A 21565-nucleotide genomic window follows, 5' to 3' on the forward strand; every position below is an offset into this window, starting at 1 on the left:
GTGGCGGGACCTCGGTCCCGCCACCGGGGAGGCGTTTTCGCGGGCTCCGCCCGTCTTCGCGGTCCTGCTCACCTACCTGCCGCGGGGTGCGCCCTCCCGGCGACGGACGGCGACGACGACGCAGAGAGCGCCGGCTGCCAGGACGAGGACGACGTTCACCAGCAGCGCGGTGCTCAGCGCGGAGGCGGGAGACGCCCCGGCGCCGATCCGCCCGTTGAACACCACCCCGAGGACCGCGGGGCCCAGGGCGCCGCCGTACTGGCGCAGGGCGGTGTTCGTGGCCGCCGCCGCACCGGCCGACCGCCAGGGCACGGCGTTGATGGCGACCACCGAGACGGGGGTGAGCATGAACGACATCGCCACCCCGAACACCGCGAGACGCCAGACGACGTCGGCGAAACCCGTCGTCTCGTCGATCGCACCGATGAGCAGCAGAGCGACCGCCGACAGGAACATGCCGAGGCCCAGCAGGACCAGCGGTCGCACGCGCGACATCAGAGCGCCGACCAGGGGGTTGACGAGCGCCGAGACGCCGGCGGTGAACAGCAACCGCAGGCCGATGCCCAGCGGGCTCAGCCGCTGGGTGTAGCCGAGGAACAGGCTGAGCAGGAAGGCCGTGCCCACGATGGAGAACAGGGCGATGAGCGCGGACACGCCGGCGGCGGTGAACTGGCCGTTGCGGTACAGGCTCAGCTCCATCAGCGGGGCCGCCGAGCGGGACTCCGCGACGACGAAGGCCACCAGGGCGATCGCGGCGAGGCCGAGCGCGACCAGGCACGGCACCGAGGTCCAGCCGTGCTCGCCACCCTCGATGACCCCGTAGATCGAGACGGTGACGGTGGCCAGCACCTGCCCCGTCCAGTCCAGGTGGCGGCCCGCGGGGGCCTTCGACTCCGGCAGCGCCACCAGGGCGGCGGCGGCGGCCAGGGCGGCCAGCGCCCCGGTGGGCGCGTAGATCCACCCCCAGTCCAGGTACCGCAGGATGGTGCCCGACAGCAGGGGCCCCAGGGCCAGGCCGACGACGATGCCGGTGGCCCAGGCGTTCACGTAGCGCCCGCGCCGGCGAGGGTCCGGCACTGCGTGGGCGATCAGGGCCAGGGTCGTCGGCAGCAGCGCGCCCGCGCCGAGCCCGGACACCGCCTGACCGGCCCACAGGGCGTGGACGGCGGCGGAACCCTCGGCCGTGCCGGCCAGGCCGGCGATCACGGCCCCCAGGACGGTCAGCGACATGCCGGCGAGGAAGACGCGCCGGCGTCCGTCAGCGCCAACAACTACGAGAAGTTCGCGATCGGGCAGGCCAAGCAGTTCGTCCCGGTGACCAGTCGCGGTTTCATCATCAGCGACGGCATCCTCATGCGCAACGGTGAGAACAGCTACACCCTCACCGGAGTGCCGGCCGCCCAGAACTGGGTGAAGTACCACGCGCAGACCGGCGGTCACGACGTCACCTTCGAGACCGACCCCGACTCCCGATTCCGTCCGGGGGGAGGGCCGCCGCGCCTGTTCCGCTACCAGGTCCAGGGCCCCCTGGCCCAGGAGCTCGTCGAGCGCGCCTTCGGCGGCCCGCTGCCGGAGACCAAGTTCTTCCACTCGACCCCCGTGTCGCTCGCCGGTCAGCGGCTGAAGGCCCTGCGGCACGGCATGGCCGGTCAGGCCGGGTACGAGTTCATTGGTGACTGGTCCGGGGCGACGGCGGTCAAGGACGCGCCCTACGATCAGTACGCACGGGACCAGTACCGGCGCAACGCCTGAGCGCCGGCTCGCCCGGCCGGTCGCCGCCGCGGACCGCAGGTGCCGTCCGCACCACCGGCCGGACCGGTCGCGCCACCAGGACCACCCGAGGAGCATCGTGGAAGCAGTTCACCCCGAACCCGGCGCAGCACAGCACGACCTGTTGCAGGACTTCTCCCTCGAGATGACGGGCAAGGACGTCCGCCAGCTGCAGGAGGCTCGTGCCGCGATCCCGCCCGGCACGCGGATCAACGTCACCTACCTGGCCAACGAGGACCTGCAGATGCGTGTCGCGGCGGCGCGGGCCGTCCGCGACTGCGGCTTCGTCCCCGTGCCACACGTCTCCGCGCGCCGGCTGCAGTCCGCCCACGAGCTGCAGACGTTCCTGGACGCGCTGCAGCAGGTCGGTGCCAGCAACGACGTCTTCGTCGTCGGCGGCGACCCGCCGACCCCTGCGGGGCCATACGCGGATTCCCTGGCGGTGATCCGCTCGGGGTTGCTGCAGCAGCACGACGTCCGCCACGTCGGCGTCAGCGGTTACCCCGAAGGCCACCCGGACATCACCGACCCCGTCCTGTGGCAGGCCATCGAGAGCAAGGCCGCCGCCCTGCGCGAGCAGGGGCTCGCCGGCAACGTCATCACCCAGTTCGGTTTCGACGTCGACCCGGTCTTCACCTGGCTGGAGGCGGTGCGCTCCCGGGGCATCGACCTGCCGGTGCGCATCGGCGTGCCCGGCCCGGCCGGGATCCGGCGCTTGCTCAGCTACGCCAAGCGCTTCGGTGTCGGCACCAGTGCGGGCATCGCGAAGAAGTACGGCTTCTCCATCACCAACCTCGTGGGCACCGCCGGACCGGACACCTTCATCCGGGCCCTGGCCGAGCGCTACGCGCCTGAACGCCACGGCGACCTGGGCCTGCACTTCTACACCTTCGGTGGCCTGAAGGCCACGTCCGAGTGGATCGACGACTTCCCAGGGGCACGGCAGTGACCACCACCCAGACCGCCACCCGAACCTCCGCCCGCAACCCGACCGCGCGCACCGGTGCCGCCGGCGGCGAGAACCTGGCCTGCTCGATCGTGCACGGGCCGGACCGGACCGGGATCGTCGCCTCGGTTCTCAGCGCGCACGACGCGAACATCGCCTCCCTGAACCAGTACTCCGACGACCCCCAGGGCGGGCGGTCCTACCAGCGCACGGTCTTCAGCCTGGACAACCTCGAGGTCGCCCTCCCCCGGCTGCAGGAGGACCTGCAGGAGCGTCTGGTGCTCGGTTACGACCTGCAGTGCACCGTGCGCGACCTCTCGGTGCCCAAGCGGGTGGCGATCTTCGCCTCGAAGTCCGAGCACTGCCTCCTGGACCTGCTCTGGCGCCACCGCCGGGGCGAGCTGCCCGTCACGGTGTCCATGGTGATCTCCAACCACCCGGACCTGGCCGAGGACGTGCGCTCCTTCGGCATCCCCTTCTTCCTTCGGCATCCCCTTCTTCCACGTCCCCTCCACAGGGCCGGACAGGTCCGCCGCCGAGGCAGAGCGGCTGCGCCCGCTGCGCGGCAACGTCGACTTCGTCGTCCTGGCGCGGTACGTGCGGATCCTCGCCGGCGACTTCATCGACCAGGTGGGCGTGCCGATCATCAACATCCACCACTCCTTCCTGCCCGCCTGCAGCGGCGCGGCGCGGACCTCGAGCGGGCGGCCCTCTCGCGCGCCGTGGCCCGACACAGCGAGGACGGCGTCATCCGCGCTGGCAACCAGACCATCGTCTTCGCTTGAAGAAACCACCGGGCCACCACGACATCGAGCGCGACGACGACAAGCATGACCGCCGAGACGAGCAACTGGTGCGTCGCACTGGTGTTCCCCGTCAGCTCACCGAAGACGCGGAAGTAGTGCGGAAGTAGTACGGCGCGGCGGCACCTCCGATCGAGGCCCCGGCGAACACCAGCGCGGTGGCCATCGCCGACGTGCGCGGCGTGGCGCGGTCGTTAGTCGTGGTGATGACGAAGGGCGTGAAGCAGCCGAAACCGGTGCCGGCGAGCGCGGCCGCGGCGAAACCAACCGGAGCGCTGTCCGCGCCGCACATCGCGAGCTCGGCGACGGCGAGGACCGTGGCCGCCACGGCACCGGTCCACGCGCGCAGCCGGCGGACCACGGGGCCGAGGACCAGGCCGACGGCGACCTCGGGCAGCGAGGACCAGGCCGACGGCGACCTCGGGCAGCGAGGACCAGGCCGACGGCGACCTCGGGCAGCGAGGACCAGGCCGACGGCGACCGCGGGCAGCGAGGAAACCGTCAGCAGCAGCGAGGTCGTCGCCGAGGTCGTCAGGTCCTTCCCGCTGACGAAGGCGAGCGGCATCGAGACGAAGACGCCCTGGAAGGCCGCCGTGGGGACCAGCGTGATCGCTGCGGTGATCCGGACGTCCACGGAGACGCAGTGCCACGGTGCCGCGAACCGGCAGCGGGTTCGTCGGCGGGGGTGTGGGCGGGCGGTTCGGGGATGAACCGGGCGAAGAGGACGAGGCAGACCAGGCTGAAGGCGTGCACGAAGAACGCCGCCTTCCAGTTCACCAGTGTCAGCGCGCCGGCGACGACGGTGCTCACCATGCCGGCGACCGAACCGACGGTGACGAGGCTCTGCACGCTGCTCCGCCCGGCGTCGGGGAGGGCCTCGGCCAGCTCCGGGAGGGTCGGCGAGATCACCGACGCCTCGGACAGCAGCAGTGAAGCGGACGGCAGGACGAGCTCGAGGAGCGGTGAACCGGGATTCCTGGCCACGGGAGCCTCCTCGTCGAAGCCGGGCGGTGCGTCGGGGTCGCCCAGGGGTGCTGGGGGCCCGAGCGGTCAGGGGCGCCCGGCGCGCACGAGACGCAGCCGGATCAGACCGATCCCTGACTCAACTGCGGTTGACCCCTCACCCGAATGCCGCGGAGGATGCCCGCGTGCCCGGCCCCACCGACCTCGGCGACGTGCGTCGCCGCAACCCGTCGCCGGTGCTGCGCACCCTCGACGCGCACGCGCCGTGCGCGCGCAGCGACATCCGCGCCGCGACCGGCCTGGTGAACGGCACCGTCGCCAGCCTGGTGGACGACCTGGTCGCCCGCGGGCTGGTCGCGGAGCTGGGCACCGGCGACCGCCCGGGCTGAAGGGCCGAGCGGCTAGTACTGCAACGGCACTTGTGGTAGATGATGCATCCTGTGGTGGTGGACGGGGCTCTGGCGGAGCTTGATCGGGTGCACGCGCGGATCGCGCCTCGGTTCGCGCGGGCAGAGCCGCGGGCGCGGGTGCGTGACTACGTGACAGGTCTGGCCGCGGGGCTGGAGCGCAAGAACGGCTGGACGCTGGCCGAGCAGGCCGGGGAGGTGTCCCCAGACGGGATGCAGCGCCTGCTGCGGCGGGCGGACTGGGACGTCGATGGGGTACGTGACGACGTGCGTGACTACGTCGTGGAGCACCTCGGCTCACCCGAGGGGGTGCTGATCGTGGACGAGACCGGGTTCTTGAAGAAGGGCACCCGCTCCGCCGGGGTACAGCGGCAGTACTCCGGCACCGCCGGGCGCATCGAGAATCCCCCAGAGGGGGTACCCCCAGCCAGATCGGCACGTTCCTGGCCTACGCCGCGCCTCGCGGGCACGCGTTGATCGACCGGGAGCTCTACCTGCCGCAGTCGTGGACCGAGGATCGTGACCGCTGCCGCAAGGCGGGAATCGGTGACGAAGTGGAGTTCGCCACCAAGCCGCAGCAGGCCATCGCCATGCTCGTCCGGGCCTTCGACGCCGGGGTTGCGTTCGCCTGGGTCACCGCCGATGAGGCCTACGGCCAGGCGGCCTACTTTCGGGTTTGGCTGGAAGACCGGGACGCCACACACGTGCTGGCCTGCAAGAGTAACGACACACTCATCACCACCGATGCCCGCCAGGCCCGCGCCGCCGAGCTCATCGCCGCACTGCCCGCCCAGGCGTGGCGGCGCTACTCCGCTGGCCCTGGCGCCCACGGCGAACGGATCTACGACTGGGCCCGAGTCCCGATCCGCATCGCCTGGCAGCACGGGCGCGGGCACTGGCTGCTGGCCAGGCGCTCCACCAACACCGGGGAGTTGGCGTACTACGTCTGCTGCGGACCCCGCACCAGTTCCCTGGCCGACCTCGCCCGCGTCGCCGGCACCCGCTGGCACGTCGAGGAATGCTTCCAGCAGGCCAAGAGCGAAGCCGGACTGGACCACTACCAGGTCCGTGACTATCGGGCTTGGTACGCCCACATCACCCTCTCGATGCTCACCCTGGCCTGGCTGGCCGTCACCCGCGCTGCCCTCGACGAAACCACCCTCGAAGAGACCGAAAAGGGGGCGCCGATCCCGGCAGTCATGGCATGATTGCCTTCACGCTACCGGAGGTCCGCCGCCTTCTCGTCAAGCTGGCTCTCACCGTCCAGCACGCCGCCGAGCACGTCTGGAACTGGTCACACTGGCGCCGCCGACGCCAGCACCAAGCCCGCACCTGCCACTACCGACGACGCGGACACACCTCACCACAAGTGCCGTTGCAGTACTAGGGCGTGTCCTGTGGATCTTGTAGGTGGGTCGTCATGGCGTCGTGGGTGGGGTCGGTCGTGGTGAAGTCACCGACAAGGCATGGGCGCAGATCGAGCCGTTGCTGCCGCCGATGGTGCAGCGTGGTGGGCGCTGGCGTGATCACCGTCAGGTCGTGAACGGGATCTTGTGGAAGTTGCGGACCGGGGCCCCCTGGCGGGACCTGCCCGAGCGCTACGGGCCCTGGAAGACAGCCCATGAGCGACTGCGCAAGTGGACCGCGGACGGCACCTGGGAGCGGATCCTGGCCGAGGTCGTGGTCAAGGACGACTCCATCGGCAGTCTCGATGAGGCCACCGCGGTCGTGGTCAGCATCGACTCCACCCACGTCCGGGCCCACCAGCACTCCGCTGGGGCCCGGAAAAAGGGGGCTGCGCGCCCTGGATCGAAGACCTCGCCATCGACGGCGAATGCCTCGGGCGCTCCCGTGGAGGGCTGACCAGCAAGCTGCACCTGGCTGTCGATGCCTTCGGCCGCCCGCTCGCGGTCGTTCTCACCCCGGGCCAGGCAGGCGACAACCCGCAACTGCTGCCCCTGCTGGACGCCTTGAGTGAACTGTCGGTGCAGGGGCGCAGGCTCCGGGTCGAGCGGGTGGTCGCCGACAAGGCGTACGCCCACCGCCCCACCCGGAAAGCGCTGCGCCGCAGGTGCATCAAGGCCACCATCCCGGAGAAGAGCGACCAGATCGCCCGCCGCAAGGCCAAGGGCTCAGCCGGCGGCAGGCCACCGGCTTTCGATGCGGACATCTACCGCCAGCGCAATGTCGTCGAGCGCTGCATCAACCGCTTGAAGCAGTTCCGTGCCTTCGCCACCCGCTACGCCAAGCGAGCCGCGTACTTCCGCAGCGAAGTCATCATCGCCTGCATCATGATCCACCTACGTTGATCCGCAGGACAGGCCCTAGCCGACGCCGCCTTCGCGCACCGGCGTGTAGATCACGACCTGCAGGTCCGGGTGGTCGGCCGGGGTGAGCTGGTGGTGCTCCAGGCGCAGGTCACCGGCGTCCGGGTGGTGGAACAGGCGCTCGCGGGAGGTGAACCCGCGCACGTCGTGGTCGGTCCAGCCGGCCTCGAAGTGCGCGCTGGCGGCGCGCAGCCGCTGCACGAGCGCGGCGACGGCCGGCTCCCCCAGCAGCGGGCCGGCCTCGGCGCGGAACTCGGCCAGGAAGCGGCGGCTGTCCTCCTCCCAGCGCGGCAGCAACCGCCGCACGGACGGGTCGGTGAACACCAGCCACAGCAGGTTGCGGTCCTCCTCGGCCACCTCGGCGATGCCGGGGTACAGCACCGCGTAGGCCTCGTTCCACCCGACGATCTGCCAGTCGGAGGTGATCGCGAAGGCGGGCAGGCCCACCTGCGCGTCCAGCAGCCGCTGCACGTTCGCCGGCGCGGTGCGCGGCGCGGCGGTGGACGGCGGCCGGGGAGCGGGGTGGCCGGCCAGGGACAGCGCGTAGGCGTGCTCGGCGTCCGACAGGCGCAGGGTGCGCGCCAGGGCGTCCAGCACCTGCCGCGAGGGGTGGGTGTCGCGGCCCTGCTCCAGCCACGTGTACCAGGTCACCGACACGCCCGACAGGGCGGCGACCTCCTCGCGGCGCAGACCCGGGCTGCGCCGGCGCGTCCCGGCCGGCAGGCCCAGCTCGGCGGCGGTGAGCTGGTCGCGGCGGCTGCGGAGCAGCGCGCCCAGCTCGCGCCGGCGGGTCTCGCTGCTCACCCGGGCATCCTAGTAGCGCCACTACCAGCACCGGCGCCGTCTCCCGGCACCCGGGCGGGTGCCGCACACTGGTGCCATGCCCCCTCTGAGGTCCCGGACCGTCACGCACGGCAGGAACATGGCCGGCGCCCGCGCACTGCTGCGCGCCGCCGGCGTGGCGCGCGAGGACTTCGGCAAGCCGATCATCGCCGTCGCCAACAGCTTCACCGAGTTCGTCCCGGGTCACACCCACCTGCAGCCGGTGGGCCGCATCGTGTCCGAGGCGATCCACGCCGCCGGCGGCGTGGCGCGCGAGTTCAACACGATCGCCGTCGACGACGGCATCGCGATGGGTCACGACGGGATGCTCTACTCCCTGCCCAGCCGCGACCTGATCGCGGACTCGGTGGAGTACATGGTCGAGGCGCACCGCGCCGACGCGCTGATCTGCATCAGCAACTGCGACAAGATCACCCCCGGCATGCTCATGGCCGCGCTGCGCCTGGACATCCCCACCGTGTTCGTCTCCGGCGGCCCCATGGAGGGCGGCACCGCGGTCCTCGTGGACGGCACCGTGCGCAGCCGCCTGAACCTCGTCTCCGCCATCGCGGACGCCGTGAACACCGAGGTCTCCGACGCCGACATCTCCCGCATCGAGGAGGCGGCCTGCCCCACCTGCGGGTCGTGCTCGGGGATGTTCACCGCGAACTCGATGAACTGCCTCACCGAGGCCCTCGGCCTGGCGCTGCCCGGCAACGGCTCGGTGCTGGCCACCCACACCGCGCGCCGGAAGCTGTACGAGGACGCCGGGCGCACGGTCGTGGAGATCGCGAAGCGCTGGTACGAGCAGGACGACGCCACCGTGCTGCCCCGCAACGTCGCCTCCCGCGCGGCGTTCGACAACGCGATGTCCCTGGACATCGCGATGGGGGGCTCCACCAACACGATCCTGCACCTGCTGGCCGCCGCGCAGGAGGCCGGGCTGGACTACACGCTGGCCGACATCGAGCAGCGCTCGCGCGCCGTGCCGTGCCTGACGAAGGTGGCCCCCAACGGCACCTACCTCATGGAGGACGTGCACCGCGCCGGCGGCATCCCGGCCATCCTCGGCGAGTTGGACCGCGCCGGGCTGCTGGACCACGACGTCACCACGGTGCACTCCGCCTCGGTGGCGGAGTGGCTGAAGGACTGGGACGTGCGCGGGGGTTCCCCGTCCCCCGAGGCGGTGGAGCTGTTCCACGCCGCGCCCGGCTGCGTGCGCTCGTCGAAGGCGTTCTCGCAGTCGGAGCGGTGGGAGAGCCTGGACACCGACGCCGAGGGCGGCTGCATCCGCGACGTCGCGCACGCCCACTCCGCCGACGGCGGCCTGGCCGTGCTGCGCGGCAACCTCTCCCCCGACGGCGCCGTCGTGAAGACCGCCGGCGTCGACGAGTCGATCTGGACGTTCTCCGGGCCGGCCGTGGTGGTGGAGTCCCAGGAGGACGCGGTCGAGGCGATCCTGTCCGGGCGCATCAGCGCCGGCGACGTGGTCGTCATCCGCTACGAGGGGCCCCGCGGCGGGCCGGGCATGCAGGAGATGCTCTACCCCACCTCGTACCTGAAGGGCCGCGGACTGGGGAAGGTGTGCGCGCTGGTCACCGACGGCCGCTTCTCCGGCGGCACGTCGGGGCTGTCCATCGGGCACGTCTCCCCCGAGGCGGCCGCCGGCGGCACCATCGCCCTCGTCGAGGACGGCGACACCGTCGTCATCGACATCCCGAACCGCGTGCTGCGACTGGACGTGCCCGACGAGGTGCTCGAGCAGCGGCGCACCGCCCTCGAGGCGGGCCGGGGCTACCGCCCGGCCGCCGTCCGCCCCCGCAAGGTCTCCACGGCCCTGAAGGCGTACGCGGCGCTGGCGCTGTCGGCCGACAAGGGCGCCGTGCGCGACATCGGCCGCTTCGACGGGGGTGCACCGGGCGGCGCCTGAGCGGGTTCCTGTGCAACAGCCCAGGAACCTGTGGATCCGGTGAGTCCTCAGCGGTTCCGCTCGAGCAGGCCGTCCCCGGCCCCGATGCACTCCTCGGGGCCGAGGGGCGGCCCGTGAGAGGAAGCACGATGACCGCCGTCACCACCGGCAGCGCCACGTCCTCGATCTGGCGGGACCTCGCCACCCGGCGCGCGCAGCTGCGCCGCGGCCGCGGCGAGGGCGGTGCGGACCCGACGGAGGCGTTCCTGGACTCGGTGACCGATCCGCTGGACACCGGCGCTTGAACCGAGCGGAGCTCACTGCCCGGCGGCACCCCCGCCCAGCGACCCGGCGGCCCGGGGACGCAGCACCGTGCACAGCGCGAGGAAGTTGGCCAGACCCACCAGCCCGGTCACGGCGTGGATGAGGAGCAGACCGCTCAGCGCGCTCGCGCCCGGCAGCAGGTGGTGCCACACGGCGAGCGCCGCGGTGCTCAGCACCACGCCGAGCACGGCCGCCGCGCCGCCCACGCCGTGCCCGCGGAACCACGGCGTGCCCGCACCGCCCGGGAAGGTGAACCGGCGGTGCATCTCATTGGCCACCAGGGTGGAGAACACCGTGGCGGACACGTTCACCGCGGCCACGGGGATCGGCGTCCAGGCCTGCAGCAGCAGGAACACCACCGCGTGGGCGAGGTTGCCGGTCAGGCCGGCAGCCACGAACCGGGGCAACGTCCGCGTCGGGGCGACGGGGGTGGCGGTGCGCACGGCTCCAGCCTGGCCCGCCGAGGGGCACCGCCGCGTCCTCCTCCAGCACGGTCCTCACCTGCACCCGACGCAGTACGCGGTGGGTCGCAGCATCCCCCGACGGGGGCGCTCGCGGCTCGCCGGAGGGGTCAGCGCGGGTCTGCGCCGCCGGCCTCGGGGAGGACGTCCTGCGACTGCTGCTGGACCTCACCGGTGACCCGGCTGCGTTCGACGGGGCCCGGTGGCGAACCGCCGGCGGCGGCCAGCGCCCCGATGAGGGCGGCGAAGGTCAGCGTGGTCGCGGTGGTGCGCACGGGTGGTCTCCCTGGTGACGACGTCGTCCGGTGACGGTGCAACGCGCGAGACCCCCCTGGTGTTTCCAGCCGCCCTGCCGCGCGCCTCACGCCCGGCGCCCGCCGCGCAGCCAGGTCACCTCCCGCTGCAGCAGCTCCCGCCTGGACGGGCTGTCGTAGGAGCGGGTGCCGTGGCCGAGCCCGTCGTACAGCACCCGGCCCGGGCCCGGGGCCTGCCACACCACCGGGTGCTCGACGCCCTCGTGCTCGGTGGTGAGCAGGACCCGCGAACCCTCCGCGCGCTGCAGCAGGCAGTAGCGCTCGTCGAACGCCTCCACCCGGCCCAGCCCCGCCACGACCGGGTGCTCCTCCCCGGGGACGGGGCGGAAGAGCGCCGGCCCGATGGGCGGGTGCATCGACAGGCCGGGGACCCACCGCCCGCCGATCAGGTCCGCCCAGCCGGGGGCGTCCGTGAACGTGTTCGCGGCCTGGTGCAGAGCCAGCAGGGGCACACCGTCCTCGGCGACGAGCGAGGCCAGGCGCGCGTGGAACGGCGCCCACGCCGCGTCGTCGCCGTCCCAGTGCGGGTCGCTCCGCCCGGTGCCGGCGACGACGACGAGCAGGGCGAGCCCGTCGGCGTCGTCGAGCGCGGCAGGGGCCGTGCCGCGCACCTGCGGTTCGAGGCCGGCCGCGGCCAGTTCCCCGGCGACGCGGTGCCCGGTGGCCGCGTCGTCGTGCCAGCGGTCCTGGTAGCGGCCGCGGCCCACCAGCACCAGCGCCCTCGTGGTCGGTGTCGTGTTCACGTGGAGATCCTCGCGCCTGCCAGGACCGGTCGCGCTCCAGCGGCCGTCCACCCGGGCCGGCCCCGGTGCCGGCGGCGCTCAAGTCGGACTCCACCGCGGCCGAGGAACCCGTGACGGAGTTCGTCGACGGCAGGAGGTTCGAGGTGGACGGCATCAGCGGCGTCGTGTCGCGCATCGCGGACATCGAGGCCCGCATCCGGGCCCTGCAGCCCCCCGCTCCCCCCGCCCGGGCGGTGACGACCGGCACCGGCGCCACCGCGTCCAGCGGCGCGACGGGCACCTCCTTCGCGTCGCTGCTGTCGCAGAACCTCACCACCGCGACGGGCTCCGCGTCCGGCACCGCGTCGGGCGTGAGCGCCGGGGGCGTCGCGGGGACCAGCCGGGCGCGCAACGCCGACGGGGTGCCGCTGGACCTCGTGGGCTACGGCAACGGCAAGATCCCCGCGAGCGCGCTGAGCAGCATCGGGCAGGGTTCGCACACGATGTGGGCGCCGGCCGCCCAGGCCTACCAGCAGCTGCGCGCGGCCGCCGCCCGCGACGGCGTCACGATCAAGGTCACCGACTCGTACCGCTCCTACGAGCAGCAGGTCGACGTGGCCCGGCGCAAGGGGCTGTACTCCCAGGGCGGTCTGGCGGCGAAACCCGGCACCAGCGAGCACGGCTGGGGGCTGAGCCTCGACCTCGACCTGGACGGCGAGGCGCTGACGTGGATGCGCGCGCACGCGGAGGAGTTCGGCTTCAGCGAGAACGTGCCCCGCGAGTCGTGGCACTGGACGTTCACGGCCTGACGTCCGCGCGCGGGGGCCGACGGTCGGACCGTCACAGCAGGCCCTCCAGCTCGGCCGCCCAGTCCTCGGCACGGAGCTCCGGCCCCGCGGCGTCCGGCGCAGGCTGGAACCACACCACCTTGCCCGGTCCCCGTCCCGGCGGCAGGGGTTCGACACCCCACGCCGAGGAGATCGACTCCACCAGCCGCAACCCGCGCCCCGTCGCGGCCGCCGGGCCGAACCGGCGCTGCTGGACGTGGGCCTCGGAGGAGTCGGCGACCTCGATGCGCACCTGCCCGCCCGGCGCGAGGCGCACGGTGACGGTGACGGCGGTGCGGGCGTGCAGCACGGCGTTGGTGACGAGTTCGGAGACGCCGAGCTCGGCGGTCTCCTCCAGCTCACCGGCCCCGGTCTCGCGCAGGGTGCGGCGCACGTGCCGGCGGGCCGCGGAGACCGCGCCGGGGTGGGGGTCCAGGCGCAGGGGCTCGCCCGCGCTGCGCCACCGCACCTCCCCGTCCGGCTCCGGGCGGGTACCGGGTCCCCCCGGCGGCAGCGGCGGACCGGGCGGGTGCTGCGGTTCCGGCCCCCGCCAGGGCCGGGGTGCGGCGCCGGCCAGCTGCCGCTCGAACTCGCCGAAGACCCACCGGCGGTACGCCGCGACCTCCGGCGCCGCGGGCAGGGTGAGCAGGTGCTCCTCGGCGCGGCAGAAGTCGTCGGCCTCCTCCAGCGCGGCCAGCAAGCGCACGGCGAAGGGACCGGCCTCGGCGGGCACCCGGTAGGTGACGTCGCAGGACTCCCGCCCGGCGGCCGACGCGGCGTCCATGACGGCCGTGGGGTCGGCCAGCAGGTGCGCGTACGTGTTCTGCAGCTCCGCCGCCAGGTCCAGCAGCCGCTGCGGCAGCGCCGTGGCGGAGGGGTGGCGGGCACCGAACCGCAGCAGCGCCAGTTCCCGCAGGAGCCCCTCGGTGTACTGGGTGAACTCCTGGCGGCGGCGCAGCGGCAGGTCGAGGAGGTGCACCTGCGGCAGCGCCTCGCCGTCCTCGCCCGCCCGTCCCTGCGCCGGCGCGGCCACCGGGCCCAGGTGCACCGCCAGGACGGCGATGTCGTCGCTGCCGGCGGGGTGCAGGCGGTCCAGCAGTTCCCGGCACAGGTGCGGCAGGGGGGCGCGCTCCAGGCCGGCCCCGGCACGCAGCAGGCGCTGCAGGCCGTCCGTGAGGGACTCGCCGGGGTGCTCGACGAGCCCGTCGCTGTAGAAGACGACGGTCGCACCGGCCGGCAGGGACGCGTGCGCGTCGTGCCGCGGCAGGTCCGCCACGCCCAGGGGCAGGTCCGCCTCGGCCTCCAGGAACCGGGGCCCGGCACCGGGCACGAGCAGCAGCGGCGGGGGGTGCCCGGCGCTGGACCACTGCGCCTGCCAGCCGGCGCCCTCGCACCGCAGCCGGGCGTGCAGGAGGGTGGCGACGTCGCTGGGTGCGAAGCGCTGCAGCACCCGGTCCAGCCGGGTGAGGACCTCCGCGGGCCGGGCGACGCGGTCGGCGGCGATCGCGCGCAGCTTGTGCCGGATCGCCCCCATCCGCGTGGCCGCGTGCAGGTCGTGCCCGGCGACGTCGCCGAGGACCAGGGCGGCGCTGCCGTCGGGCAGCTCGAACGCGTCGTACCAGTCGCCGCCGACCTGGGCGAGGTCGCTGGCGGGCTGGTACAGACCCGCCAGCCGCAGCCCGCCGATCCGCTCGGGCAGCTGGGGCAGCAGGGCCCGCTGCATCTGCTCGGCCCGGTGCTGCTCCTGCTGCAGCAGCCGGGCGGTGTCGACCGTGGCGGCCGCACGGGCGGCGAGGTCGGCCACGAACGCGACGTCCTCGTCCCGGAAGGGCCGGGCCGGGAGGGTGCGCACCAGGGTGAGGGCACCCAGGGTGCGCCCGCGCGCCCGCAGCGGGGCGACGATCGCCGCGCTGGCGCCCAGCTCGCGCAGGTGCGACCTCCGCTGCGCCCACGACTCGTCGCCCTCGTCGTCCACGGTGGACAGGTCGGCCACGTGCTGCAGGGGGGCACCGTGCAGGACCTGCACCAGCGGGCTGCGCATGCCCGGGTCCAGGGGCGGCAGCGGCCCCAGCCCGGCCAGGGCGCCGGCCTCCACGGCCGGGTCGCGGTGCACCAGCGCCACCCGCCGGGCCCGGGCGCCGTCGGCCTCCAGCAGGTCGACCGCCACCCAGTCCGCGAGCGCCGGGACCACGCGCCGCGCGAGCCCGTCCAGGGCGCGGTCCAGGTCCGCGGGACCCTCGGACAGCAGCTGGGAGACGTCGGCCAGCAGGGTGAGGCGCAGGTTGGCCGCTTCGGCCAGGGCGAGGCGGCGGCCGTGCCGGGACGCGTCGTCGCGCTGGGCGCTGACGTCGTGCAGGGTCAGGACGCCGCCGGTGAGGGTGCGGGCCAGGACCACGGGGGCGAAGGCCCAGGAGGCCACCAGCAGGGTGCCGTCGGCGCGGGCGAGGACGGCGCCGTGGCCCGCGGCGGGGCGGGCGGCCCTCAGCGCGGCGACGACGGGGCAGTCCCCGCGGGCGAGGGGGCTGCCGTCGAGGTGCTGGTGGTGCAGCCGCTCGTGCAGGGGTTCGCCGAGCAGCTCGCTCTCGGAGTAGCCCAGCAGCAGCTCGGCCCCGGGCGTCAGGGCGGTGATGAGACCGTCGCGGTCCAGGGCGATGACGGCCACGGCCGGGCCGTCGAAGATCGCCGGCAGCAGGGAGGCGTCGATGGCCACCCGCGTGTCGCGGCCGTCCCGGGGCGCTGCGGGGTGAGCCTCGGGTGCGGGGTGGGGCGGTGGAGCACCCACTCCACTCACACTCGGTAACTCATTCGTCACTGAGTGGATGTTACGGGCCGGGCAGCCCGGCGAGCGCGGCCCCGCGGCGGGGGGAACGCGCTCAGAGCTTGTCCAGCTTGGCCCCGTTCACCAGGCGGACCTCACCGGAGGAGAAGCGGACGGTGACCTGCTCGTCGGCACCGATCGCCACGACGGTGCCGAGACCGTGGCGGTCGTGGGTCACGCGGTCGTCGACGGCGAACTCCGTCGGGGTCCGGGGGGCTGCGGGCTGGAACGGGCTGGTCGGGAGGTGACGCCGGGCCGCACTCGCACGAGGGGACATGCTCCGAGTGTCCTCCACGCGACGGGCTCCTGGGAACACCGGCGCCCCCACGTCGCCCATCCGCCGCAGCGCCCGCCCCGGCGAGCGCGCTCCAGCACCCCCGCCCGGTCCCAGCGGGCGCGAACGCGCTCCCTGCGGGAACCTGGCCCCTCACCCCGCCCGACCCGCACCCGCGGGAGCGGGACCGACGTCCAGAGAGGTGCTCCCGTGTCCGAGCGTCAGACCGTGATCCGTTCCATGCACGACATCGGCCTGGCGGCCTGGTTCGGTGGTTCGCTGTTCGGGGCCGTCGGCCTCAACGGCGCCTCGGCCGCCGTCTCCGACCCCCGCGACCGCACCCACGTCGCCACCGCCGGCTGGGCGCGCTGGGCCCCGGTCAACGCCGCCGCCCTGGCCGTGCACAGCATCGGCGGCGTCGGGCTCATCCTGGGCAACCGCGGCCGGGTCGTGGGGCAGTCCGGCACCCGCGGCAACACCGCCCTCAAGGCGGGGCTGACGCTGGTCGCGATGGGCGTGACCGCCTACTCCGGTCTGCAGGGCGCCAAGCTGGGCAAGGACTCCCACGCCCCGGCCGCCTCCGGCGTCGACCCCGAGCAGGGCACCCCCGAGGACGTCGCGGGCGCGCAGCGCCGGCTGAAGGTGCTGCAGTGGAGCATCCCCGCCCTGACCGGCGTGCTGCTGGTCATGGGGGCCCAGCAGGGCGAGCAGCAGAAGGCCGGGCAGGTCGCCCAGGGTCTGCTGAGCAGCCTGAAGCGCTGATCCCACCGGGGTGGGCCGGTCCCCGGCCCGCCCCCGCAGCGCTCAGGGGGCCGCGACGACCCCGGGCGCAGCGGTGCGCTGCGGGTGCGGGCCGTGGGAGCGGGCCGGCCCGAGCACGCGGTCCGCGTAGTCGCGGGCGGACAGCGGGCGCGAGAACAGGTACCCCTGCCCGTACCGCACGCCGAGCTCGATGAGGCGCGCGCGCTGCTGCGGCGTCTCCACCCCCTCGGCCACGACCTGCAGGTCCAGCGCGGCGGCCATGGCCTGCACCCCGGCGACCAGCTGGGCGTCGCCGTCGGCCACCGCGCCGACCACCGAGCGGTCCAGCTTGAGCACCTGCACCGGGAAGCGGCGCAGGTAGTCCAGCGACGTGTACCCGGTGCCGTAGTCGTCGAGGTGGACCTCGACACCGGCGGCGCGCAGGTCCGCCAGCGACGCGGCGGCCGGGCTCTCGACGGCCAGCTGCTGGTGCTCGGTGATCTCCAGGTGCAGCTGGGACGTCGGCACGCCCGCGTCGGCCAGCAGGGTCAGGACGCGATCGGCCAGGTCGGGGTCGTCCAAGCTGGCGCGCGTGAGGTTCACGGCCACCGGCAGCTCGCGCCGGCCCTGGTCGCGCCAGCGGGAGAGCTGGTCCACCACCTCCTGCAGCACCACGGCGTCCAGCTCGGCGTCCAGGTCGTTGGTGCTGACCAGGGCGAGGAACGCGTCGGGGGCCAGCAGGCCGTGCTGGGGGTGCCGCCAGCGCACCAGCGCCTCCGCACCCACCACCCGGCCGGACGCCAGCTCCACGAGCGGCTGGTGGTGCACCTCCAGGTGCCCGACGTCGGGGGCCCGGCCGGCCAGCAGCCGGCGGACCTGACCGCTGAGGGTGTAGCGACGGGCGACCTCCTCGCGCATGGCGGGGTGGAAGTCCACCGCCCGGCCGCCACCGGCGGACTTCGCGGCGTACATCGCGACGTCGGCGCGGGTCAGCAGCTCGACCAGCGGCACCGGCGCCGCGGCGTCCTCGCGCGCGACGCCGACGCTGGCCCCCGCGCGCAGCACCAGACCGCGCACCACGACCGGGGCCTCCAGCGCGCGCAGCACGCGCCCGGCCACCTCGCCGGCGCACGCGGCGGGGGCCAGGACGACGAACTCGTCCCCGCCCAGGCGGGCGACCACCCCGGTCCCCGCGCAGACCTCGCGGACGGCGCCCACGAGCCGGTCGCGCACCTGCAGCAGCAGGGCGTCGCCGACGTCGTGCCCGTGGGTGTCGTTGACCTGCTTGAAGTCGTCCAGGTCCAGCAGCAGCAGGCTGCGGCCACCGGGACCGGGCGGCTCGGCGTGCGCGCGGGCCAGCCCGCGCCGGTTCGCCAGGTCGGTCAGCGGGTCGTGCTCGGCCAGGTGCTCGCTGGCGCGCAGCGCCGCGGCGGCCCGCAACAGGCACAGCGCCGCCACCAGCGCCCCGGTCACCGGGACCGTCCAGCCCGGCAGGCCCGGTGCGCCGGCGGATCGCGCCACCCACCACAGCGCGGCGGGCACGGCGACCAGCGGCAGCAGCCCCAGCAGAGCCGCGGAGGGGCGTCGCCGGCGCGTGAACGTCTCGGCGGCGAAGGCCACCGTCATGGACGGGTGCAGCGCGGCGAGCCCGTAGAGCAGCAGGGCCAGCACCCCCAGGCCCTGCACCGCCTCCCCCGGCAGGGCGGTGCGCCGCCCGTGCAGGGAGCAGCTCAGGTCGTAGACGACGGTGAGCAGGCCGGCGGAGAGCAGCAGCCAGGAGCTGACCGGCAGGGCGCGGCGCGAGACGGCGAAGCGCAGCAGCACCCCCAGCAGGACCACGTCGACGCCGGCCACCGCCACGCCGGTCGCGTCCCCGTGGCCGGCCAGCGCCACGGCCACCAGCTGGGCGCCCACCAGCGCCACGACGGCGGCGATGACGACGAGGTCCAGCCTGCCGCCGGGCGAGGGTTCCCGGCCCCCCTCCCGCCCACGGGCCACGTGCAGCACGATCCCCGCCGCGACCGCCTGACCGGCCCACACCAGGGCCGTCGGCGGGCCGTCGACCCGGCCGGTGGTCTGCGCGAGCCAGGGCACGGCCCCCCACAGGGCCAGCATCAGCGCCACCAGCCACCAGGCCGCGCCGCGGGGGCGGTGCAGCGCGACGCCGAGCACGACCAGCGCCACCGCGACGGGCGCGACCACCAGCACCGCCGGCCCGCGCCAGGCGGGCACGGCCAGCACCAGCGCGGCTGCGGCGAGCGCGCCGACGAGGAGCGCCCAGGTCGATCGGGCGCTCCATCGGGCACGGCGAGAGGTCACGACCCGGCGTCGTCACGCCCGGGCGGCGGCTTGACGCCGTGTCACCCGACCGGCGGCCCCGGCCCCACCCCGCAGCGGGCCGGCGGGAGCCGTCCAGGAGCGACGGCGCGCACCACGGTCGCACCGATGCCCGCGGCGCCGCTCAGGCTCAGGCGGCCGGGTCGTGGACGGTGCGGGACAGCACGGCCTCGCGGGCTCCCGTGGCGATCGAGTTCCTGCGCCCCGTCGCGGTGTCCAACCCCCGGATGCGGCCGGTCGAGTGCCCGCGGCGGAAGTTGACGGCCGCGACGCCGTCGCAGGGCACGACCTTCTCCTGTCACGCGAAGAGGTGGGCGTCCTCGCGCAGCTTCCACACCCGGTCGCGATCGGTGTCGGCCAGCCCGCGCTCGGCCCCCGCCAGGCAGTGCCAGGTGTAGGCGCTGTCCGTGAGGTGGAGGTGCTCGTAGGCGTTCTCGGGGCCGTAGACGTGCAGCACGCGAGCACCCGCGAGCTCGGAGGCGCGTTCGTGGCGCGCCGAGCGAACCGGTGCGCACGTCCTCCTCCACCCACGGGGCCCCGGGCGGCGCGTCAGTCGGCCGGCAGGAACGCCAGGCTGCCGGCGTCCACCACGCTGGTGCCGCCGTCGACGGGAACCACCGCTCCGTGCACGTAGGAGGCCGCCGGCGTCAGCAACCAGGCGATGACGCCGGCCACCTCCCCCGGCGTCGCGGCCCGGCGCTGCGGGACGGCCGCGGTGACGCGCGCGTAGGACTGGTCGAGGTCCAGGCCCAGGGGCTCGCCGAACTCGGCCATCTCCGCGTCACCCATCTCGGTGCGGACCCAGCCCGGCGCTACGCAGTTCACCCGGACCCCGCGCGGGCCCAGGTCCACGGCGAGGTTCCGGGTCAGCATGTGCAGACCCGCCTTCGAGGCGCCGTAGGCGGCGTAGGCGGGCGAGGCGCGCAGACCGGCCACCGAACCCACCGTCACCACCGAACCGCCGGCGCGCACCAGGTGCTCGAGCGCGGCCCGCACGAGCAGGAAGGGTGCGGTGAGGTTGATGCGCAGCGTCTCCTCCCAGTCCTGCACGGACAGGGTGCCGACGGTCCCGGCCCGGACGATCCCGGCGTTGAGGACCAGGCCGTCCAGCGCCCCGAACGCCTCCACCGCGGTGGCGACGGCCGCGTCGGCGCCCTCGGGGGTGGCGACGTCGACGGCCAGGGGCAGTGCCCCCGTCCGCTCGGCCACCTCCTGCAGGGGTCCGGGCCGGCGCCCGCAGGCGAGCACCTGCTCACCGCGAGCCCGCAGCGCAGCGGTGACCGCCGCCCCGATGCCGGTGCCCGCTCCCGTGACGACGACGTTCACGACAGGTTCGCCGCGAAGTCGAGGTCGCGGCGCGCCGTGGCTCGCCACCACCCCAGCACCGCCAGCAGCGGGATGCCGAGCAGCAGCCACGCCCCCGCCCCGCTGCCGCCGAGCAGCGCGTAGTTCGTGATCGCCAGGTACAGGACGACGACGAAACCGGCCAGGGACAGCGCCGGGGCCACCGTGGTCCGCCAGAGGCCCTCCTCCGCACGACTGCCCGCCAGGAAGGACAGCATGGCGATGCAGGTGACCAGCAGGACCGTGAGCAGGGACGCCGTGCCCAGCGCCAGGAGCCAGAAGTACGTGGTGCCGATGGGGTCGGCGCGGGCGACCTCGAACCCGCCCAGGACCACCAGTTCGGTGGCGCCGATGGCCAGGGCGGCGGCGACCGGGGTGCGCGAGCGGCTGCTCGTGCGGCCCAGGACGGTGGGGATCGCCCCGGCGCGGCCGAGGGCGAACACGTAGCGGGCGAAGAGGTTGTGGAAACCGATGAGCATCGCCAGGAAGCTGGTGACGACCAGGAAGTCCAGGACCGTCACGAACGGGGACCCGAGGTAGCGGCCGGCGATGTCCGGGACGAACGTGCCCGACTCCAGCTTCGCCGCGGCGTCGTCCTGCACGGTCCCCAGGCCGTTCGCGGTCGACAGGCACCACGTCGTGAAGGCGTAGAAGAGACCGATGAAGCCGATGGACAGGTACGCGGCGCGCGGGATGGTGCGCCGGGGGTCGCGCGCTTCCTCGGAGAAGACGACGGTCGCCTCGAAACCGGTGAAGCACGCGACGCAGAACAGGAAGGCCACCCCCAGCCCCGGTGCGAGCACCGCGTCCGGGGTGAAGCCGGCCAGCGAACCGCCGGACGGCCCGCCACCCTGCACCAGGATGCCGATGTCCAGCACGATGAACGTCGCGACCTCCAGCAGCAGCAGGACGCCGAGGACCTTCAGGCTGATGTCGACACCCCGCGCCGTGAGGGCGGTGACCAGCAGCAGCGACAGCAGGAGCAGGACGACGCGGGGCACCGGCAACCCGAGCCGGTCGGCGAACAGCTGGGTGACGAAGACCCCGTACTGGCTCCACAGCGCGCACTGCACGGCGACGTAGAACAGGACCGTCACGCCGGCCGCTGCCGCACCGGCGCGGGTGCCCAGGCCCGAGGCGACGTAGGTCACGAACCCACCGGCGTTGCGGATGCGGCGGCTCATGGTGACGTAACCGACGCTGAACACCGTGAAGAGGACGCCCGCCAGGAGGAAGACGGCGGGTGCGGCGGCACCGATGCTGGCGAAGACGACGGGCGACCCGCCGACGACGGCCGCCATGGGGGCCACCGCGGCGACGACGAAGAAGGTGACGCCGAAGACGCCGAGGCGGTCGCGCTGCAGTCCGGAGTTCTGGACGGCACCCTCCGCCCCCGGGCGCGTCGGCGACGGTGCGGGCTCGGTCCCGCTCACGACCGGCACCGTGCCGGCAGCGT

At 74.3% G+C, this 21565-nt stretch carries 19 protein-coding genes and 4 pseudogenes; 10 read left to right on the forward strand and 13 right to left on the reverse strand.

Translation table 11 applies throughout. From position 1 onward, the window contains the following. Positions 1-72 precede the first annotated feature (72 nt). The gene (locus ACRYM0_RS05340; protein WP_432502813.1) at positions 73-1230 is read right to left on the reverse strand and encodes an MFS transporter; all 1158 of its coding nucleotides are present in this window, start codon (positions 1228-1230) and stop codon (positions 73-75) included. A 21-nt stretch (positions 1231-1251) separates the two neighbouring features. Here ACRYM0_RS05340 and ACRYM0_RS05345 point away from each other — a divergent pair. From ACRYM0_RS05345 to ACRYM0_RS05355, 3 genes and pseudogenes are all read left to right on the forward strand, one after another. Next, a pseudogene (locus ACRYM0_RS05345) lies at positions 1252-1707 on the forward strand (aminomethyl transferase family protein); the annotation flags it as partial. Between the two features lie 208 nt (positions 1708-1915). Then, positions 1916-2719: a methylenetetrahydrofolate reductase gene (locus ACRYM0_RS05350; protein WP_432502940.1), complete on the forward strand. Its 804-nt coding sequence runs from the start codon at positions 1916-1918 to the stop codon at positions 2717-2719. Then, positions 2716-3501 (forward strand): annotated as a pseudogene (locus ACRYM0_RS05355) (formyltransferase family protein). Before ACRYM0_RS05350 ends, ACRYM0_RS05355 begins: the two are co-directional and overlap by 4 nt. A gap of 91 nt (positions 3502-3592) precedes the next feature. On the opposite strand, the gene ACRYM0_RS05360 reads toward ACRYM0_RS05355, so the two are convergent. Together ACRYM0_RS05360 and ACRYM0_RS05365 are read right to left on the reverse strand one after the other, a co-directional pair. Beyond that, entirely contained in the window at positions 3593-4153 is a 561-nt protein-coding gene (locus ACRYM0_RS05360) for a hypothetical protein (RefSeq protein ID WP_432502816.1), read from the reverse strand. Beyond that, a complete protein-coding gene (locus tag ACRYM0_RS05365; RefSeq protein WP_432502818.1) occupies positions 4051-4503 on the reverse strand; it encodes a hypothetical protein in 453 nt (150 codons plus the stop codon). Before ACRYM0_RS05365 ends, ACRYM0_RS05360 begins: the two co-directional genes overlap by 103 nt. Before the next feature lie 164 nt (positions 4504-4667). Between ACRYM0_RS05365 and ACRYM0_RS05370 the strand changes: the two genes are divergently transcribed. From ACRYM0_RS05370 to ACRYM0_RS05380, 3 genes and pseudogenes are all read left to right on the forward strand, one after another. Beyond that, the gene (locus ACRYM0_RS05370) at positions 4668-4871 is read left to right on the forward strand and encodes a hypothetical protein (protein ID WP_432502821.1); all 204 of its coding nucleotides are present in this window, start codon (positions 4668-4670) and stop codon (positions 4869-4871) included. 51 nt (positions 4872-4922) lie between these two features. Beyond that, a pseudogene (locus tag ACRYM0_RS05375) lies at positions 4923-6097 on the forward strand (IS701 family transposase). Positions 6098-6386: 289 nt separating this feature from the next. Continuing rightward, positions 6387-7198 (forward strand): IS5 family transposase gene (locus ACRYM0_RS05380; RefSeq protein WP_432502942.1). Its coding sequence is split into 2 segments (ribosomal slippage): positions 6387-6716 and positions 6719-7198, totalling 810 coding nucleotides; the frame shifts between segments, so codons are not numbered across the junction. 15 nt (positions 7199-7213) lie between these two features. Here ACRYM0_RS05380 and ACRYM0_RS05385 read toward each other — a convergent pair. Further along, complete coding sequence (locus ACRYM0_RS05385) at positions 7214-8020, reverse strand: helix-turn-helix transcriptional regulator (protein ID WP_432502824.1); 807 nt, start codon at positions 8018-8020, stop codon at positions 7214-7216. Positions 8021-8096: 76 nt separating this feature from the next. Between ACRYM0_RS05385 and ilvD the strand changes: the two genes are divergently transcribed. Together ilvD and ACRYM0_RS05395 are read left to right on the forward strand one after the other, a co-directional pair. Beyond that, positions 8097-9968, forward strand: a complete 1872-nt coding sequence (gene ilvD / locus ACRYM0_RS05390; protein ID WP_432502826.1) for a dihydroxy-acid dehydratase — start codon at positions 8097-8099, stop codon at positions 9966-9968. Positions 9969-10096: 128 nt separating this feature from the next. Then, positions 10097-10252: a hypothetical protein gene (locus tag ACRYM0_RS05395; RefSeq protein WP_432502828.1), complete on the forward strand. Its 156-nt coding sequence runs from the start codon at positions 10097-10099 to the stop codon at positions 10250-10252. 12 nt (positions 10253-10264) lie between these two features. On the opposite strand, the gene ACRYM0_RS05400 is transcribed toward ACRYM0_RS05395, so the two are convergent. From ACRYM0_RS05400 to ACRYM0_RS05410, 3 genes are all read right to left on the reverse strand, one after another. Further along, positions 10265-10714 carry a GtrA family protein gene (locus ACRYM0_RS05400; RefSeq protein WP_432502830.1) on the reverse strand — a complete coding sequence of 150 codons (450 nt, stop codon included), beginning with the start codon at positions 10712-10714 and terminating at the stop codon, positions 10265-10267. Between the two features lie 128 nt (positions 10715-10842). Then, entirely contained in the window at positions 10843-11007 is a 165-nt protein-coding gene (locus ACRYM0_RS05405; RefSeq protein WP_432502832.1) for a hypothetical protein, read from the reverse strand. An 86-nt stretch (positions 11008-11093) separates the two neighbouring features. Further along, positions 11094-11789: a ThuA domain-containing protein gene (locus ACRYM0_RS05410; RefSeq protein ID WP_432502834.1), complete on the reverse strand. Its 696-nt coding sequence runs from the start codon at positions 11787-11789 to the stop codon at positions 11094-11096. Between the two features lie 110 nt (positions 11790-11899). Between ACRYM0_RS05410 and ACRYM0_RS05415 the strand changes: the two genes are divergently transcribed. Further along, positions 11900-12577: a M15 family metallopeptidase gene (locus tag ACRYM0_RS05415; protein ID WP_432502836.1), complete on the forward strand. Its 678-nt coding sequence runs from the start codon at positions 11900-11902 to the stop codon at positions 12575-12577. Positions 12578-12608: 31 nt separating this feature from the next. On the opposite strand, the gene ACRYM0_RS05420 is transcribed toward ACRYM0_RS05415, so the two are convergent. Both ACRYM0_RS05420 and ACRYM0_RS05425 read right to left on the reverse strand, forming a co-directional pair. Continuing rightward, entirely contained in the window at positions 12609-15305 is a 2697-nt protein-coding gene (locus tag ACRYM0_RS05420; protein WP_432502838.1) for an ATP-binding SpoIIE family protein phosphatase, read from the reverse strand. A gap of 163 nt (positions 15306-15468) precedes the next feature. After that, positions 15469-15591: a hypothetical protein gene (locus ACRYM0_RS05425; protein WP_432502840.1), complete on the reverse strand. Its 123-nt coding sequence runs from the start codon at positions 15589-15591 to the stop codon at positions 15469-15471. Positions 15592-15897: 306 nt separating this feature from the next. Here ACRYM0_RS05425 and ACRYM0_RS05430 point away from each other — a divergent pair, with 306 nt between their 5' ends. Beyond that, positions 15898-16449: a hypothetical protein gene (locus ACRYM0_RS05430; protein WP_432502842.1), complete on the forward strand. Its 552-nt coding sequence runs from the start codon at positions 15898-15900 to the stop codon at positions 16447-16449. 42 nt (positions 16450-16491) lie between these two features. Here ACRYM0_RS05430 and ACRYM0_RS05435 read toward each other — a convergent pair whose 3' ends face one another. From ACRYM0_RS05435 to ACRYM0_RS05450, 4 genes and pseudogenes are all read right to left on the reverse strand, one after another. After that, positions 16492-18747: a putative bifunctional diguanylate cyclase/phosphodiesterase gene (locus ACRYM0_RS05435; RefSeq protein ID WP_432502844.1), complete on the reverse strand. Its 2256-nt coding sequence runs from the start codon at positions 18745-18747 to the stop codon at positions 16492-16494. Between the two features lie 148 nt (positions 18748-18895). Beyond that, positions 18896-19423: pseudogene (locus ACRYM0_RS05440) on the reverse strand (MoaF C-terminal domain-containing protein). Further along, complete coding sequence (locus ACRYM0_RS05445; protein WP_432502846.1) at positions 19315-20091, reverse strand: SDR family NAD(P)-dependent oxidoreductase; 777 nt, start codon at positions 20089-20091, stop codon at positions 19315-19317. Before ACRYM0_RS05445 ends, ACRYM0_RS05440 begins: the two are co-directional and overlap by 109 nt. Then, positions 20088-21542, reverse strand: coding sequence for an APC family permease (locus tag ACRYM0_RS05450; protein ID WP_432502848.1), 1455 nt, complete (start codon positions 21540-21542; stop codon positions 20088-20090). The genes ACRYM0_RS05445 and ACRYM0_RS05450 overlap by 4 nt, the downstream gene beginning before the upstream one ends. Between the last annotated feature and the right edge of the window lie 23 nt (positions 21543-21565).

Source organism: Kineococcus arenarius subsp. arenarius, assembly GCF_050871845.1.
Taxonomy (GTDB): Bacteria; Actinomycetota; Actinomycetes; order Actinomycetales; family Kineococcaceae; genus Kineococcus.